17 protein-coding genes are annotated in these 16,483 nt (G+C 46.6%); all 17 read left to right on the top strand.

Features of this window, described 5'->3' with window-relative positions; genetic code table 11:
• Positions 1-258: 258 nt before the first annotated feature.
• The 17 genes from AC3EBE_RS23240 (at position 259) to AC3EBE_RS23160 (ending at position 16,433) form a co-directional block, all read left to right on the top strand.
• On the top strand, positions 259-813 hold the full coding sequence (locus AC3EBE_RS23240) for a manganese efflux pump MntP (RefSeq protein ID WP_488597406.1): 555 nt from the start codon (positions 259-261) through the stop codon (positions 811-813).
• Between the two features lie 140 nt (positions 814-953).
• Positions 954-1,391, top strand: a complete 438-nt coding sequence (locus AC3EBE_RS23235; protein WP_488597405.1) for a low molecular weight protein arginine phosphatase — start codon at positions 954-956, stop codon at positions 1,389-1,391.
• Between the two features lie 42 nt (positions 1,392-1,433).
• Positions 1,434-2,729 carry a methyl-accepting chemotaxis protein gene (locus AC3EBE_RS23230; protein WP_488597404.1) on the top strand — a complete coding sequence of 432 codons (1,296 nt, stop codon included), beginning with the start codon at positions 1,434-1,436 and terminating at the stop codon, positions 2,727-2,729.
• A gap of 295 nt (positions 2,730-3,024) precedes the next feature.
• Complete coding sequence (gene rpiB / locus AC3EBE_RS23225) at positions 3,025-3,465, top strand: ribose 5-phosphate isomerase B (protein WP_488597403.1); 441 nt, start codon at positions 3,025-3,027, stop codon at positions 3,463-3,465.
• A 246-nt stretch (positions 3,466-3,711) separates the two neighbouring features.
• On the top strand, positions 3,712-4,278 hold the full coding sequence (locus AC3EBE_RS23220; RefSeq protein WP_488597402.1) for a TIGR01440 family protein: 567 nt from the start codon (positions 3,712-3,714) through the stop codon (positions 4,276-4,278).
• 128 nt (positions 4,279-4,406) lie between these two features.
• Entirely contained in the window at positions 4,407-5,648 is a 1,242-nt protein-coding gene (locus tag AC3EBE_RS23215; RefSeq protein WP_488597401.1) for a serine hydroxymethyltransferase, read from the top strand.
• A gap of 289 nt (positions 5,649-5,937) precedes the next feature.
• Entirely contained in the window at positions 5,938-6,567 is a 630-nt protein-coding gene (gene upp / locus AC3EBE_RS23210) for a uracil phosphoribosyltransferase (protein WP_488597400.1), read from the top strand.
• Positions 6,568-6,579: 12 nt separating this feature from the next.
• Entirely contained in the window at positions 6,580-7,722 is a 1,143-nt protein-coding gene (gene wecB / locus AC3EBE_RS23205) for a non-hydrolyzing UDP-N-acetylglucosamine 2-epimerase (RefSeq protein ID WP_488597399.1), read from the top strand.
• A 670-nt stretch (positions 7,723-8,392) separates the two neighbouring features.
• Positions 8,393-10,708 carry a S8 family serine peptidase gene (locus AC3EBE_RS23200; protein ID WP_488597518.1) on the top strand — a complete coding sequence of 772 codons (2,316 nt, stop codon included), beginning with the start codon at positions 8,393-8,395 and terminating at the stop codon, positions 10,706-10,708.
• Positions 10,709-11,022: 314 nt separating this feature from the next.
• Positions 11,023-11,244 carry an AtpZ/AtpI family protein gene (locus AC3EBE_RS23195; protein WP_475094379.1) on the top strand — a complete coding sequence of 74 codons (222 nt, stop codon included), beginning with the start codon at positions 11,023-11,025 and terminating at the stop codon, positions 11,242-11,244.
• A gap of 6 nt (positions 11,245-11,250) precedes the next feature.
• The gene (locus AC3EBE_RS23190; RefSeq protein ID WP_488597398.1) at positions 11,251-11,622 is read left to right on the top strand and encodes an ATP synthase subunit I; all 372 of its coding nucleotides are present in this window, start codon (positions 11,251-11,253) and stop codon (positions 11,620-11,622) included.
• A 24-nt stretch (positions 11,623-11,646) separates the two neighbouring features.
• The gene (gene atpB, locus AC3EBE_RS23185) at positions 11,647-12,357 is read left to right on the top strand and encodes a F0F1 ATP synthase subunit A (RefSeq protein ID WP_488597397.1); all 711 of its coding nucleotides are present in this window, start codon (positions 11,647-11,649) and stop codon (positions 12,355-12,357) included.
• A 75-nt stretch (positions 12,358-12,432) separates the two neighbouring features.
• Complete coding sequence (gene atpE / locus AC3EBE_RS23180) at positions 12,433-12,645, top strand: F0F1 ATP synthase subunit C (RefSeq protein WP_071393288.1); 213 nt, start codon at positions 12,433-12,435, stop codon at positions 12,643-12,645.
• A gap of 248 nt (positions 12,646-12,893) precedes the next feature.
• Positions 12,894-13,415 (top strand): F0F1 ATP synthase subunit B, encoded by a 522-nt coding sequence (locus AC3EBE_RS23175; protein ID WP_488597396.1) that lies wholly within the window; start codon positions 12,894-12,896, stop codon positions 13,413-13,415.
• Complete coding sequence (locus AC3EBE_RS23170) at positions 13,412-13,948, top strand: F0F1 ATP synthase subunit delta (RefSeq protein WP_488597395.1); 537 nt, start codon at positions 13,412-13,414, stop codon at positions 13,946-13,948. Before AC3EBE_RS23175 ends, AC3EBE_RS23170 begins: the two co-directional genes overlap by 4 nt.
• Positions 13,949-13,972: 24 nt before the next feature.
• Positions 13,973-15,481 carry a F0F1 ATP synthase subunit alpha gene (gene atpA, locus AC3EBE_RS23165; protein WP_488597394.1) on the top strand — a complete coding sequence of 503 codons (1,509 nt, stop codon included), beginning with the start codon at positions 13,973-13,975 and terminating at the stop codon, positions 15,479-15,481.
• 91 nt (positions 15,482-15,572) lie between these two features.
• Positions 15,573-16,433, top strand: a complete 861-nt coding sequence (locus AC3EBE_RS23160; RefSeq protein WP_488597393.1) for a F0F1 ATP synthase subunit gamma — start codon at positions 15,573-15,575, stop codon at positions 16,431-16,433.
• Positions 16,434-16,483 lie beyond the last annotated feature (50 nt).

Below are 16,483 nucleotides of genomic sequence, written 5' to 3'. Positions count from 1 at the left end.
TCCGAAAATAACTTCGTGGATGGCTCTAATAAAGGTTATTAAGACCAACCAGCCCTAAAAATTCTCTCGAGATGGCTCTAATGGCTCTAATAAAGGCTTTCAAGCTTTAATAATCGATTTGTTGGTGTTAGATGTGGTGCGTGTTTTAGGGGCACCTTAGACACGAGTTAATCAAGAACCATAGCCACAAAATTTCCATGCTTCTAAATCCATTTGGACGTGCATATGCTGAATTAGCAAGTCCGAGGGGGAGAAGACATGGCAGCAATCGCTGGTGAATTACTTACACTAATATTGATGGCTTTTGCATTAGGGATGGATGCTTTTTCGGTCGGCCTTGGAATGGGAATGTTCCGGCTGACAAAGAGACATATCTTTAAAATTGGTGTCACGATTGGAATTTTCCATGTGTGGATGCCTCTGCTTGGTATGGTGGCAGGCAGGTTTTTATCTGATCAGTTTGGGGCGATTGCCGGTTATATCGGAGGCGGGCTTCTCGTGCTGCTTGGACTGCAGATGATATGGTCAAGCTTCAAAGAAGATGAGACAAGTTTGATCACACCAGTTGGGAAAGGCTTATTTATTTTTGCCTTAAGTGTCAGCCTGGACAGCTTCTCAGTCGGACTCACGCTTGGCATTTACGGAGCGAGAACAGCTCTGGTCCTCGTTTGCTTTGGAGTGGCAGCGATGATCCTCACGTGGGCGGGCCTCCTCGTCGGCCGCAAGATGCAAGGCTGGATTGGTACATACAGCGAAGTACTTGGAGGCAGCATACTCCTTGCCTTCGGGATCAAATTGCTTTTGCCGCTATAAAATCAATGCACCTGTATTTTTGCAGGTGTATTTTTATTTGGACGGTTCTTGTGCTTCCGCCATGGAAGCGCAAGAACCGTCCCCGTGCTTCTCGGTGAAACTTATTTTATAATGGTAGAAAAACTAGAGGAGGTCCTGACATGGCAAGAGTATTATTTGTCTGTACGGGAAATACTTGCCGAAGCCCGATGGCAGAGGCGATTTTAAGGAGCAAACAGCTGCCGGGGGTGGAGGTCAAGTCAGCTGGTGTTTATGCGGTCAATGACGCTGAAGCATCGGTCAATGCGAAAACAGTACTGGATGAGCAAGGGATCAACCATGATCATCGCTCCTCGACGCTGACCAGGGAAATGATGGAATGGGCAACACTGGTCCTGACGATGACTCAAGGACATAAATCGGTGATTTTGAGTCAATATCCACAGGCTGCAGAAAAAACTTTTACCCTGAAGGAATTTGCGGAAGACGGCACAACCCTTGATGTGGCAGACCCTTATGGCGGAAATGAGCAAATTTATCGTGAAGCTTTTTCAGAAATTAAGGAAAGTATAGAAAAAATTATCGATAAGCTCCGATAATAACCTTGTAGGCATTTTGATTACTTATCAGGGGGATTATCTGTGGCGGCAAAAAAGAGCTATAAATTCGGATTGAAAAAGAAAATGGTCTTGCTGACAACTGTGCTCGCGATCATTACTTATTCGACAAGTGCATTTTTCATTTATTTTCTAGAACCATATGTACAAAACTTCCTTGATATCAGTCCGCTTGTTTACAATGGGGTTGTTCTCGGAATGGGGATTTTCTGGTCAGGCTTTCTTGCATATATTGCGGCCGGTTTGATCATCAAGCCGCTCCAGAAGCTTGAGCAGTCAGCTATGAAAGCTGCAGAGGGTGAGATCGGAGAGGACGCGGAATTGTCAAAATCGGATGATGAAATCCGTTCTCTGGGACTGGCCTTCAATAATATGCTGGCAAATCTGCGTGAAATGGTCAGCCAGATTGACACGAACTTCAAGGAAACGAATGAAAAGGTCATTTCGATTTCAGGCCAATCATCCGCGGCAGCAGAACAGGCATCGATCATTTCCACTACCATCAAGGAAATCGCTGCAGGGGCCGATTCTTCGGCTTTATCGACGCAGTCGACTGCAGAGTCAGTAGACGAAGTCATCCGCATCGCAGAAGAGGTCCAGGAAAAAGCGCGCACTTCCGAGACAATTTCCGTTGAGATGGTAAAAGATCTGCAGGAATCGAAGAACGCAATCCATTCATTGATTTCAGGAATTGAAAGGCTTGCGAACGATAACCGCGAATCACTGGGTACGGTAAAAAGGCTTGAGGAGAACGCAGCAAAAGTTGAGCAAATCATCCAGCTAGTCGGGGACATTGCAGCCCAGACGAACCTTCTAGCGCTGAACGCTTCGATCGAAGCAGCAAGAGCCGGTGAGCATGGAAAAGGCTTTGCCGTTGTTGCTGAAGAGGTAAGGAAGCTAGCGGATCAGAGCGCCGATGCGGTTCAAGGCATTTCGCAACTGATCCAGAATATCCAGGCAGAAGTCCAGAACGTTGTCGGCCAGATCAGCAGACAGGTAGAAACAGCAAACAGCGAAGTCAAAAAAGGTGAAAAAACCAATCAGGTCATCGATGAAATGACCTCTACAATCAATGAAATGGCTGAGGTCATCCACGCGATCACAGGATTGGTAGAAAACCAGATGGAAACAATCCACGAAACTTCTGAACAATCACAGGAAATGGCGGCCATCGCGGAAGAAACATCAGCAGGTGCCCTGAGCGTAGCATCAGCAGCCGAGCAGCAGGCAGAAGTGATTGAGAATGTCGAATCACTGGCAATCGAGCTGAAAAACCAGGCCCAAAAGCTGAAGGGCACAATTACAAAGTTTTCATTATAGAATTTAACCACAGCTGCGGCTGTGGTTTTATTTTGGCCTGGGAAAAATTATTCTGAATTTCCAGTTCGCTATATTAATTTATTTTCGCTATAAAAAAGATTTTTTCGCTGTAAATTAATTTTACGCTATAAAAATCATAATTCCGCTATAAAATCCAATCGCAAACGTTTTTATCACCAGCAGCCAGGCAAGCTGAGCTAACTGACCCGATTTCTTTATAAAATGTGAGGAGTATGAGAAAATAACGGTAGAATTTATCACCCCGCAATCCGGGAATCTATAGGAGGATTTTACAATGAAAGTTGCAATTGCTTCAGACCATGGCGGAGTGAACATCCGTGAAGAAATCAAAAGCCTGATGGACGAAATGAATATCCAATATGAAGATTTCGGATGTGAATGCAATACATCCGTCGACTATCCTGACTATGCGCTCCCAGTTGCGGAAAAGGTGGCAAACGGAGAGTTTGACAAGGGGATTTTAATTTGCGGTACAGGCATCGGCATGAGCATTGCTGCGAATAAGGTAAAAGGAATCCGCTGCGCCCTTGTACATGATGTATTCAGCGCCAAGGCAACGCGCCAGCATAACGACAGCAACATCCTCGCGATGGGTGAGCGCGTCATCGGGCCGGGACTTGCCCGGGAAATCGCAGCCACATGGCTGACAACGGAATTCGAAGGCGGCCGCCATGAAAACCGCGTTGGCAAAATCACGAATTACGAGAACAAGTAATATACGTGTTAGGCAAAATCACGAATTACAAAAATAAGTAATAAACACGTTGGGTAAAATCACAAATCAGAGAACAAGTAATAAACCGTGTTAGCTAAATCACGAATTAAAAGAACAAGTAATAGACTTGTGGGTGGGCTAAAATCACGTGAATCACGAGAACAAGCAATAAACTATCAGGCTGAGCAACGCTGCAAATTCCTGCCCAGCCTATTTAAGCAAAATCTCGAGAAGGGGTGAGGGCGTATGGCAATTGAACAGTGGGAAGCAGAATTGAAGTCAATACTGAATGATTTTAACTCACAGGCGGACCTGAAAAAGGGACAGGTACTGGTGATTGGCTGCAGCACGAGTGAAATTATTGGCCAGAGAATCGGGACGGCTGGTACCGAAGAGGTTGCGGAAATGGTGTTCAGGCAGCTTCGGGAGTTCCAAAAAGAAACTGGCGTACGGCTCGCGTTCCAATGCTGTGAGCATCTGAACAGGGCAATCGTCGTTGAACGGGAAACCGCGGAACAAAAGCAGCTTGATGAAGTAACCGTGATTCCGGTCAGGAATGCAGGCGGGGCGATGGCAGCCTATGCGTATCAGCATATGGAAGATGCCGTGGTGGTCGAATTCATCAGGGCCGAAGCGGGCATCGATATAGGCGATACGTTAATTGGCATGCATATGAAGCATGTCGCTGTCCCTGTGCGTGTACCACAAAAAAGCGTTGGCCATGCCCATGTAACCATGGCCAAAACAAGGCCGAAGCTGATTGGCGGGGCACGAGCGGTATATGAGCTGACAAAGGAAAATGAGTCCTGCTGATGGTTTTGTTTTTTTTAGGCTAAAAGAGGGTCAGCCTTTTCTTTCAATATAATATCAGCTAAAATAAGAATGAATTTTCTAATAACGATGGAACCAATTACATACAGGTGAATGAAGGGGGAACTATAGTGAAGCACTTGTCACAGCAGGATAGCCAGGTTTTTGCAGCCATTCAGGATGAACTGAAGAGGCAGCGCACGAAAATTGAATTGATTGCTTCTGAAAACTTTGTCAGTGAGGCAGTAATGGAAGCGCAGGGTTCTGTGCTGACGAATAAATACGCTGAAGGTTATCCGGGCCGCCGCTATTATGGCGGTTGTGAGCATGTCGATGTTGCCGAGAATATTGCCCGCGACCGCGCGAAGGAAATCTTTGGCGCTGAGCATGTTAACGTCCAGCCGCACTCTGGCGCACAGGCGAATATGGCTGTTTATTTCACGATTCTTGAGCATGGCGATACAGTGCTTGGGATGAATCTGTCGCATGGCGGCCATTTGACACACGGAAGTCCTGTTAACTTCAGCGGCATCCAGTACAATTTTGTTGAGTACGGTGTGGATGAGAACACGCATTTAATCAATTATGATGATGTACTTCAAAAAGCGCGCGAGCATAAGCCGAAGCTGATCGTAGCGGGTGCAAGTGCCTATCCAAGAGCGATTGACTTCAAGCGTTTCCGTGAGATCGCCGATGAAGTAGGCGCTTATTTGATGGTCGATATGGCGCATATCGCAGGTCTCGTTGCTGCTGGCCTCCATCAAAATCCAGTCCCTTATGCTGATTTTGTTACAACTACAACACATAAGACGCTACGCGGACCGCGCGGCGGCATGATTCTATGCAGAGAAGAATTCGCCAAGAAAATCGATAAATCAATCTTCCCGGGCATCCAGGGCGGTCCGTTGATGCACGTCATCGCTGCCAAGGCTGTCGCTTTCGGAGAAGCTTTGCAGGATGATTTCAAGCAATATGCACAAAACATCATCTCAAACGCAGCCCGTCTTGCTGAAGGCTTAAAGAAAGAAGGCATCGATCTAGTATCAGGAGGAACGGACAACCACCTTCTGCTAGTCGACCTTCGTTCACTTGGCCTTACTGGCAAAGTTGCTGAGAAGGTGCTGGATGACATCGGCATCACAGTTAATAAGAACACAATCCCGTTCGATCCAGAAAGCCCATTTGTTACAAGCGGCGTCCGCATCGGAACGGCAGCAGTCACAAGCCGCGGCTTCGGGCATGAAGAAATGGATGAGATTGCTTCACTGATCGCCTTCGCATTGAAAAACCACGAAGACGAAGCAAAACTCGAAGAAGCCAAACAACGCGTCGAAGACCTTACTAGCAAATTCGAACTATATCCAGAAAGATAATAGAATAGAGAAGCCTTCATAAGGCTTTAGCACATTAACGCGCCGGGGGTCTGACCCCCGGCGCGTTAATGCGGTAAAGGGCCGCACTTCTTTTGAAAAGCTTTCCTCCTTATGAATCAGGACGATTATTTTGCGGAAAAATGACTATGATTACGAAATGAAAACATTCAGATGCAATGGTTGATTGTAGCAATGTTTTTCTGTAAAATTAGACGAAGTGTGATTCAACAGATCTTACATAATCAGACAGGTGTTCACAACTCATTTACCCTGAAAAGGAGAGATACACATGGCAAAGGTTTACGTATTTGACCATCCATTGATCCAGCATAAACTTACTTATATCCGCGATACAAGCACAGGCACGAAGGAATTCCGCGAGCTTGTAGATGAAGTCGCAACGCTTATGGCGTTCGAAATCACACGCGACATGCCGCTTGAGGAGATCGAAATCGAAACTCCAGTCAGCAAGACAAAATCAAAGGTGCTTTCAGGCAAAAAGCTGGGTATCATCCCAATCCTGCGTGCAGGAATCGGTATGGTTGACGGAATCCTTAAGCTTATCCCGGCTGCAAAGGTTGGTCATATCGGCCTGTATCGCGACCCTGAAACGCTTATGCCGGTTGAATACTATGTGAAGCTTCCAAGCGATGTGGAGGAGCGCGATTTCATCGTTGTTGATCCAATGCTTGCTACTGGCGGATCTGCCGTTGAAGCGATCAACTCTCTTAAAAAGCGCGGCGCAAAGCATATCAAATTCATGTGTTTAATCGCAGCTCCTGAAGGGGTAGAAGCAGTTAAAAACGCACATCCTGATGTTGATATTTATATTGCTGCACTTGATGAAAAGCTAAATGACCACGGATATATTGTTCCAGGACTGGGCGACGCAGGCGACCGTTTATTCGGAACGAAATAAGGAGTGTTTGATTTGAATCAGCCGATTAAAGTCATGACGATATTTGGGACACGCCCGGAAGCTATCAAGATGGCGCCGCTTGTCCTTGAATTGCAGAAGCACCCAGAGCATTTTGAATCCATCGTTACAGTAACAGCCCAGCACCGCCAAATGCTTGATCAGGTTTTGGATATTTTCAACATTAAGCCTGACCATGACCTTAACATCATGAAGGACCGCCAGACATTGATTGATGTGACAACAAGAGGTTTGGAAGGCCTTGATAAAGTCATGAAGGAAGTCAAGCCGGACATCGTCCTTGTCCATGGCGATACGACAACTACATTCGTTGCCAGCCTTGCTGCCTACTACAATCAAATTGTGGTCGGCCACGTTGAAGCTGGTTTGAGAACTTGGAACAAGTACTCTCCGTTCCCGGAAGAAATGAACCGCCAGCTGACAGGCGTAATGGCAGATCTACATTTCTCGCCAACGTCTCAATCAGCGCAAAACCTTCTTCAGGAGAACAAGGATAAGGAAAACATCTTCATCACCGGAAATACAGCAATTGATGCGCTGAAAACAACGGTAAAGGATACGTATCAGCATGAAGTACTTGATAAGCTTGGCAATGACCGCCTGATCCTGATGACGGCGCACCGCCGCGAAAACCTTGGTGAGCCGATGCGCAACATGTTCCGCGCCATCAAGCGCATCGTCGATGAGCAGAAGGATGTCCAGGTTGTCTACCCTGTCCACTTGAATCCGGTTGTCCGCGAGCTTGCTGACGAAGTGCTTGGCAATGACCCGCGCATCCATCTGATCGAGCCGCTCGATGTCATCGATTTCCATAACTTCGCGTCTCGCGCGCACCTGATCCTGACTGATTCAGGCGGAGTACAGGAAGAAGCACCATCCCTTGGTGTTCCGGTACTTGTTCTTCGTGATACGACTGAGCGTCCAGAAGGAATCGAAGCAGGAACATTGAAGCTTGCCGGCAATGAAGAGCAGCCAATCTATGATATGGCTACAGAACTTCTGACAGACCGCGAAGCATATGAAAAAATGGCAAAGGCTTCAAATCCTTATGGAGACGGCCTTGCATCTCAACGTATTTGCGAAGCGATCCGTTACTACTTCAAGCAAACTGAAAATCGTCCTGAAGAATATAAATAAACGATTCTTGACACCTCTTTTTTCGATAAAAGAGGTGTTTTTGCTTTTGGCTCTTTTCTAATACTTTGTTGCTATTCTATATGCTCTTGAAATCTCCTTCCAAATGGTTTATTAAAGAAGGCTTCGCAATAACAAACTGTTGATTTCCGTTCCAGTCGCTTCGCTTTCCTCGGGGCGTGCGGTGAGCCTCCTCGTCGCTTTGCTCCTGCGGGGTCTCACCTGTCCCGCTTTTATCCCGAAGGAGTCTGCGCGCCTTCCACTACAATCAACAGGATCTCAATTCAACATTGGTGAAAGCAACAATCTTTGCGAAAACAGCCTTGCTTATAAATAGAGACGAAAATCCTGCTGGGAAATTGATTTAATCTCCTTCAACGGGAAAATTGCCCGAAATCCTGCAATATCCTTTCCGTCAACTTATTAATCTCCCACTCAACCTTGATAATTGCCCGGAAACCACCATTAATCTCCCGGTCAACCATAATAATTGCCCGAAAACCAGAGATAATTAATCCAAAAAACCATAATAATCGTGCCTTTATCCTAATTTTGGTAAAATCCACTCTCCGATAAGCACACATCCTAAATTAAGAAAAACCTGCATACTACCCTTCCAAAATTGAAACGCTAACGGAAAAAGGGGGAGTCTGCCTTGTTCAAGCGTCCATTCATGATTCTTTTTCCAATCCTGCTGATACTTACTGCCTTCCAGCCGCAGAAACTCCAGTATCCACCCATTCCAGAGGAAGATTCCCACGCAGAAAAAATCGCAATCGTGGTGACCGAAAATCCATTAACTGAACAGGAAATTATCCGGCAGCTAAAAGACTTAAAAAACACCAAACTCCGGCGGGTCTTCCGCTATGCTGTGCAGGGATACTCCGTTGAAGGACCGATTGCCGAGCTGGAAAAGCTTCAAAAGAGAAATGAGGTGAAACTGGTCTCAGAAGTTAACACCTATCAGGTTGAAACAACTCCGTACTTGCATAGAAAACAGGACTCTTTTCAAATAAAAAAGGAGGACCCGCACCAGCCAACGCGTTACAAGCCCAGCTCCAGTTTCACCGATAATTTTGAACTGATTGGTTCTGAGGCAGTCCGCGGGATCCTCGATGATAAAGGTGAACGGCTGACTGGAAAAGGCATCACCATAGGTGTAATTGATACAGGGATTGATTATGAGCATCCTGACCTTCGCAGGAATTTCGCTGGCGGCCATGATTTGGTTGATGGTGATGAGGACCCGATGGAGACAAAGGGCATGGGACCGCGAAGCACTTTGCATGGAACCCATGTGGCAGGCATCATCGCCGCCAATGGAAGAATGAGAGGGATGGCACCTGAAGCCAAAATTGTCGCTTATCGGGCACTGGGCCCAGGGGGCAGCGGCACGACGGAGCAGGTGATCGCGGCGATAGATGAAGCAATCAAGGATAAGGTGGACATTCTGAATCTTTCCCTGGGAAATGATGTGAATGGACCTGATCTTCCCATCAGTCTCGCCCTGAATAAGGCGGTCGACAACGGCATTGTCGCAGTAACATCCTCAGGCAACTCAGGGCCGAACCGCTGGACGGTCGGTTCACCAGGCACGGCTTCCAAAGCAATTTCCGTCGGTGCATCAACACCGCCGTTGATGGTGCCGTATGTGAGCGGTGCCGGCCAGGCAGGGAAAATAAGGCTGGAGCTTTTGCAGGGTTCAGGCAAATGGAGCAGCGCACATAGCGAAGGTCTTGTATTCGCCGGTCTCGGCACGAAGGAAGAATTGAAGAATGTGAAGGACAAGCTTGTTTTGCTGGAACGAGGCAAGCTTACTTTTACCGAAAAGGCGAAGAATGCCATGGAGGCCGGCGCCATTGGCATGATCATTTATAACAATACGAAAGGCACCTTCTTTGGAAACCTGGAGGAGAGCCTGACTATCCCGGTTGCGGCCATCAGCAAGAAGGATGGCCTCGCTTTGAAAAAGCAGCTGGAAAAAGGGAATCTGCTGCTAAGGATTAATTTAATAGAAGAAAAAGATATCCTGGCCGATTTTAGCTCGCGCGGGCCGGTGACAGTCACCTGGGAAATCAAGCCTGACATTGTGGCCCCGGGAGTTGCGATCAACAGCACAATCCCCGGTGGATATTTGCTGCTTCAGGGAACAAGCATGGCAGCGCCTCATGTGGCGGGAGCGGCAGCGCTGATCAAGCAGGCCCATCCAGATTGGGGGCCATACGAGATCAAAGCAGCAATCATGAACACGGCCAAGCGAATTTCAGACAGGACAGGCAAAACTTATCGGACATATGAACAGGGTGCTGGCAGGATCCAGACTGAATCAGCAATCAAGACGGAAAGTCTCGTCATGCCTGGTTCGCTGCAATTCGGGAAATTCCAGCTGTCGGACGATAAGCACCGCCATACGGCCATGGTAGAAGTCAAAAATATAAGCAGCCATGCTAAAAGGTATTCATTTGACATTCCCAGGAAGGAATCTGGAATTGAGTGGGAGCTCCCATTAAGTTTTACCCTCGGTGCCAACGAATCGAAAAAACTGCAGCTGGCGATGAAGGTTTCTCCACAGCATTTGAAAAATAAGATCCACGATGGCAGCCTGCTGCTGGATGATGGGAAAAATAAAATCACGATACCGTATTTGTATGTGTTGGAGGAGCCGGATTATCCACGGGTCATGGGCTTTGATTTTGCTCCTGCTGATAGCGGGAATGCCTACCGGTATGAGGTCTATCTCCCGGGTGGCGCTGAAGAGTTCGGCATCGCGCTCTTTGATCCTGATCAGTATCGTTTCATCGGTTACCTTGATTGGGGCCGGAAGCTGAAGAAAGGGATGGCAGGCAAGGAAATCCCTCTCGAAAAATTGCCGGAGGACGGCGTGTATTTGGCAAAAGTTTTCGCAAAAAAAGCAGGGCGTGAAAGCACGATTGAAACTTTTATCGTGATTGATAAGCAGCAGGCAGCAAACATGGCCGGCGGGGAATGATTCCTGCCGGCTTTATTTGGATTGGATATCCATTTTGTCTATGGGAAATTAGAAAATGAACGGGAATTTTTCCAGTCAAAAAAAATAATTCTAATATAGGGTTATTGGTATTTGAAGTTCAGTGAAAACTTTGTGAATTTTTTCACCCCAATGGATTGACATTGACATTTGCCTATTGTATGCTTACTTAGGGCATAAAATGATAAGGTTTTCAATGTTGATTTGCAAGCTTTTTTAAATGAAAGATATTGTTTTTTCAGAAAATATTTTTCATCCCCCTGATCGTCCATTCTCAAAAGTGAGGATGCGTTTTTATGCGCCGAAACAACCGCCACCCATATAAAGCGATGGCACTCATGTCCGCTATACTATCTCAATTGGTAGGCTCCATTTTAATTGGCATTTTTTCCGGCAGATGGCTCGACCGTACCCTTGGTACAGACCCGCTTTTCTTAATATTCGGATTGCTGATCGGATTGGCGGCAGGTGTGTATGCCATGCTTCGCCTCGTCCAACACTTCTTCTCAGGAGACTAGCCATAAATGGAAATCAAGGATATGTTCCAACGTCATCGAAAATACATATTTACCTTGCTATCACTGTATGTACTCGGGTATGGCTTTACAAGCTATCAATCTGAATTTGCTGGATTGATATTCGGTACAAGCCTGAGCCTTTTTAATTTGTGGCAGCTTGCAAGGAAAATGGACCGCTTTGGGGACTCGGTTTTGCAGGGGAAGAAGGTGCGTTCACTTGGGTTCATCTCGAGGCTCGCAACCGGAGCACTTGTAGTCATCATCGCGATGGAATATCCGGAGCGTATAAGTCTTATTTTTTCCGTATTGGGATTAATGACATCCTATATTGTCATTATGATAGATTTTTTTGTCCAGTCTTTTCATAAACGTAACTAGCGGGGAAGAGAGGTGAATTAACGGATGCATCATGAAGCTCCATTATTACATTTATTTGGGCTTACTTTTAACTTGGCAAACATGCTGATGATCACAGTAGCAAGTGCTATCGTTTTCATCGTTGCAGTACTTTCAACTCGCAATCTAGCGATGAAACCGACAGGGATCCAGAACTTTTTTGAATGGGTGATGGATTTCGTAAAAGGAATTATCAACAGTGCGATGGACTGGAAGGACGGGGGAAGATTCCACGTGCTTGGAATTACATTGATGATGTACGTCTTTGTTTCCAACATGCTAGGACTTCCATTCTCAATCGTATATGACGGTGTGCTTTGGTGGAAATCGCCAACGGCTGACCCAGTCATCACTCTGACTCTTGCAGTCATGGTTGTAGGGCTATCCCACTACTATGGTGTCAAGCTGAAGGGTACTGCTGAATACGGGAAGGAATTCTTCAAACCATTCTGGTTTATGTTCCCGATCAAAATCATTGAAGAGTTCGCAAATACGCTTACTCTTGGTCTCCGTCTTTACGGAAACATTTACGCGGGTGAAATTCTTCTTTCCCTGCTAGCTGCCGGTCTTGCAACTGGCGTAGGCGGACACTTGGCCGCTATCGTTCCAATGCTCGCCTGGCAAGGATTCTCGATTTTCGTCGGCGGAATCCAGGCGTTTATCTTCACAATGTTAACGATGGTTTATCTCTCCCATAAAGTGAGCCATGACCATTAATATATACCTGTTCATTTATTGGACAAAACTTTTTAAAAAATTATTTTTTCATACATTAAAGGAGGAAACAAAATAATGGGTCTTTTAGCAGCAGCAATCGCAATCGGTTTGGCAGCACTTGGTGCAGGTATTGGTAACGGTCTTATCGTATCACGTACAGTAGAAGGTATGGCTCGTCAGCCAGAAGCTAAAGGTATGCTTCAAACTACAATGTTCATCGGGGTTGCGTTAGTCGAAGCGATTCCTATCATCGCTGTAGTTATCGCGTTCATGGTTATTGGTGGTTAATAAGCGTTATTCATATTGAAATAGTAATGGCGAAGATCATTCCGCGCGAACCTTCGCCATTCTATTATGTAAGCTCTTTTCAGTAACTGAAAAGAGCCAATAACTAAGTATTAAAACATTCGTTTTATATAAAAAAGGGGCAAGCCTCAGTTCTTATGAACGGGGAGCCCGGGCGCAAAGCGTCTCGATGTTGGACCTTTTTATCACGGCACACAACTCTTGAAGGGAGTGAATCGAGGGTGTTAACAATGAATTTCTTAGTATTGGGAGCAGCTGCTGAACACGGCGGCTTGAACACAGGAGACATCTTATTCCAGCTGGTTATGTTCCTTGTTTTGTTAGCATTGCTTAAAAAGTTCGCATGGGGTCCATTGATGGGCATCATGAAGCAGCGTGAAGAGCACATTGCTGGCGAAATCGGAGCGGCGGAAAAGAGCCGTGCCGAAGCACATAAACTACTGGAAGAGCAGCGTGAAATGCTTAAGCAGGCACGCACAGAAGCACAGGGCTTGATTGAAAATGCAAAGAAACAAGGCGATGTACAGCGTGACGAGATCATCGCGCTTGCACGCACTGAATCTGAAAGAATTAAGGAAGCTGCAAAGCTTGAAATCGAACAGCAGAAGGAGCAGGCTGTCGCTGCAATTCGCGAGCAGGTCGCTTCATTGTCTGTCTTGATTGCTTCAAAGGTAATCGAGAAGGAAATTTCTGCAGCTGACCAGGAAAAGCTCATCAATGAATACATTCAAGAGGCGGGTAATGCCCGATGAGCAACTCGACAGTAGCAAAACGCTATGCCCTGGCTCTTTTTCAAATCGCTTCTGAAAAGCAGGTTCTTGCTGAGGTTGAGCAGGAGCTTCGCACTGTGAAAGAAGTTGTTAAGAACAATCCTGAACTGACTGTCTTTTTAAAGTCTCCTAAACTTTCTAATGAAAAGAAGAAAGAGGTTTTAAACCAGGCTTTCGGATCAGCAAGCACATATGTCCGCAACACACTGATGATCCTGGTTGACCGCCACCGCGAAGACCAGATCGCAGAGGTTGCAGATGAGTTCATCAACCTTGCAAACGATGCAAAAGGCATCGCTGAAGCGAAAGTATACAGTGTTCAGCCGTTATCAGCTGAGCAGGCTGAAGCCATTTCAGCTGCATTCGCGCCGCAGGTTGGCAAACAAACTCTTCAAATCGAAAATATTGTAGATTCCAATTTGCTTGGAGGCGTAAAGCTTCGCATTGGAAACCGCATTTTTGACGGCAGCTTGCGCGGCAAGCTAGACCGCTTAGAACGTAAATTGCTAGGCTAAGATTCGTAGATAGGGGTGAAACTCATGAGCATCAAAGCTGAAGAAATCAGTGCGCTGATAAAATCGCAAATTGAAAACTATCAGTCGGAAATTCAAGTGAGTGATGTGGGTACAGTTATCAGTGTTGGTGACGGTATCGCACGTGCTCATGGCCTCGACAATGTCATGGCTGGAGAACTTGTTGAATTTTCAAACGGCGTTATGGGTATGGCGCAAAACCTTGAAGAAAATAACGTCGGTATCATCATCCTTGGACCTTTCACGGACATCCGCGAAGGTGACGAGGTACGCCGTACGGGCCGCATCATGGAGGTTCCTGTTGGGGAGCAGCTAATCGGCCGCGTAGTAAACCCTCTTGGACAGCCAGTAGATGGCATGGGTCCAATCAACACAACTAAAACTCGTCCGATCGAGTACAATGCACCAGGCGTTATGGACCGTAAATCTGTTCATGAGCCATTGCAGACTGGTATCAAGGCGATTGACGCTCTTGTTCCAATCGGGCGCGGACAGCGTGAATTGATCATCGGTGACCGTCAGACTGGTAAAACATCTGTTGCCATCGATACAATCCTGAACCAAAAAGGCCAGGATATGGTATGTATCTATGTTGCGATCGGCCAGAAGGAATCAACTGTACGTAACGCAGTTGAAACTCTTCGTAAACACGGCGCACTAGATTACTCAATCGTTGTTACAGCATCTGCATCACAGCCTGCTCCATTGCTATACCTTGCTCCTTACGCTGGTGTTACAATGGCAGAAGAATTCATGTATGCTGGCAAGCACGTGCTTGTAGTATATGATGACCTTTCTAAACAAGCGGCTGCATACCGTGAGCTTTCCTTGCTGCTTCGCCGTCCTCCAGGTCGTGAAGCTTACCCAGGGGATGTATTCTACTTGCACTCACGCTTACTAGAGCGTGCTGCTAAGTTGAGCGACGCTAAAGGCGCAGGTTCAATCACAGCACTTCCGTTCATTGAAACACAGGCAGGCGACGTATCTGCTTACATTCCAACGAACGTAATCTCAATCACAGACGGACAGATCTTCTTGCAGTCCGACCTATTCTTCTCTGGCGTACGTCCAGCGATCAACGCAGGTCTTTCTGTATCCCGTGTAGGTGGATCCGCTCAAATCAAAGCGATGAAGAAGGTATCTGGTACACTGCGTCTTGACCTTGCTTCATACCGTGAATTGGAAGCATTCGCACAGTTCGGTTCCGACCTTGACAAAGCAACTCAAGCAAAGCTGAACCGCGGTGCCCGTACGGTAGAAGTTCTTAAGCAGGACCTGAACAAGCCGCTATCTGTTGAAAAGCAAGTAGCGATCCTATATGCATTGACTCGCGGCTTCCTTGACGATATTCCATTGCAGGATATCCGCCGCTTCGAAGCTGAATACCTGACTTGGTTAGACCACAACCGCAAAGAAGTGTTAGACCATATCCGCACAACGAAGGAACTTCCTTCCGACGACGATATGGCTGCTGCGATCAACGACTTCAAAAAGACGTTCGCAGTATCTGAATAATCAGTGATGCCGGCCTGCCTTGCAAAAGAGCAAGCTGGCTCCTGCTTGACCTTGGACTAACAATCTTCGATAAAGGGTGGTGAGAACCGAAATGGCATCTTTACGTGATATAAAAAACCGTATTACTTCTACAAAAAAGACGAGCCAGATTACCAAGGCAATGGAAATGGTATCCGCAGCTAAATGGAACCGTGGAGTAATGAACGCGAAAGCATTCGTTCCTTACATGGAAAAAATCCAGGAAGTGACGGCTTCCATCGCAGTGGGCAGCAAGGATGCAAACCATCCGATGCTGACAACTCGTCCTGTGAAGAAGACGGGATATCTAGTGATTACTTCAGATCGCGGTCTAGCGGGTGCATACAACAGTAACGTTCTTCGCCAGCTTTACCAGACGATCCAAAGTCGCCATAAATCAAATGATGAGTTTGCGATCATCGCGATCGGGCGTGTCGGCCGTGACTTTTTCCAAAGCCGTGGCATGAATGTCGTCCTTGATATCGTAGGCATCGCGGACCAGCCTTCTTTCTCTGAGATCCAGGATATCGCCAGCAGCACAGTTGGCATGTTCTCAGACGAGACATTTGATGAATTATATATTTACTACAGCCATTACGTCAGCGCGATTTCACAGGAAGTAACAGAGAAGAAGCTTCTGCCGTTAACAGACATTGCAGCTGCTTCAACAAAGCTGACTTCTTACGAATTCGAACCAAACGCTGAAGAAATCCTGGAAGTTCTCTTGCCGCAATATGCAGAAAGCTTGATTTACGGAGCACTGCTTGACAGCAAAGCCAGTGAACACGCTGCTCGTATGACAGCCATGAGAAATGCTACGGATAACGCGAAAGAGCTGATCAATTCCCTCAGCTTGAGCTACAACCGTGCACGTCAGGCTGCTATTACCCAGGAAATCACCGAAATCGTCGGTGGAGCTGCAGCGCTCGAATAGATATTTTCCAATTGACTTTAGGGGATGTGGCATGATGACCACATCCCATC

The organism is Mesobacillus sp., assembly GCF_057785455.1.
The sequence above is the reverse complement of the archived record's forward strand: the minus strand, read 5'-3'. Positions and strand labels throughout refer to the sequence as shown.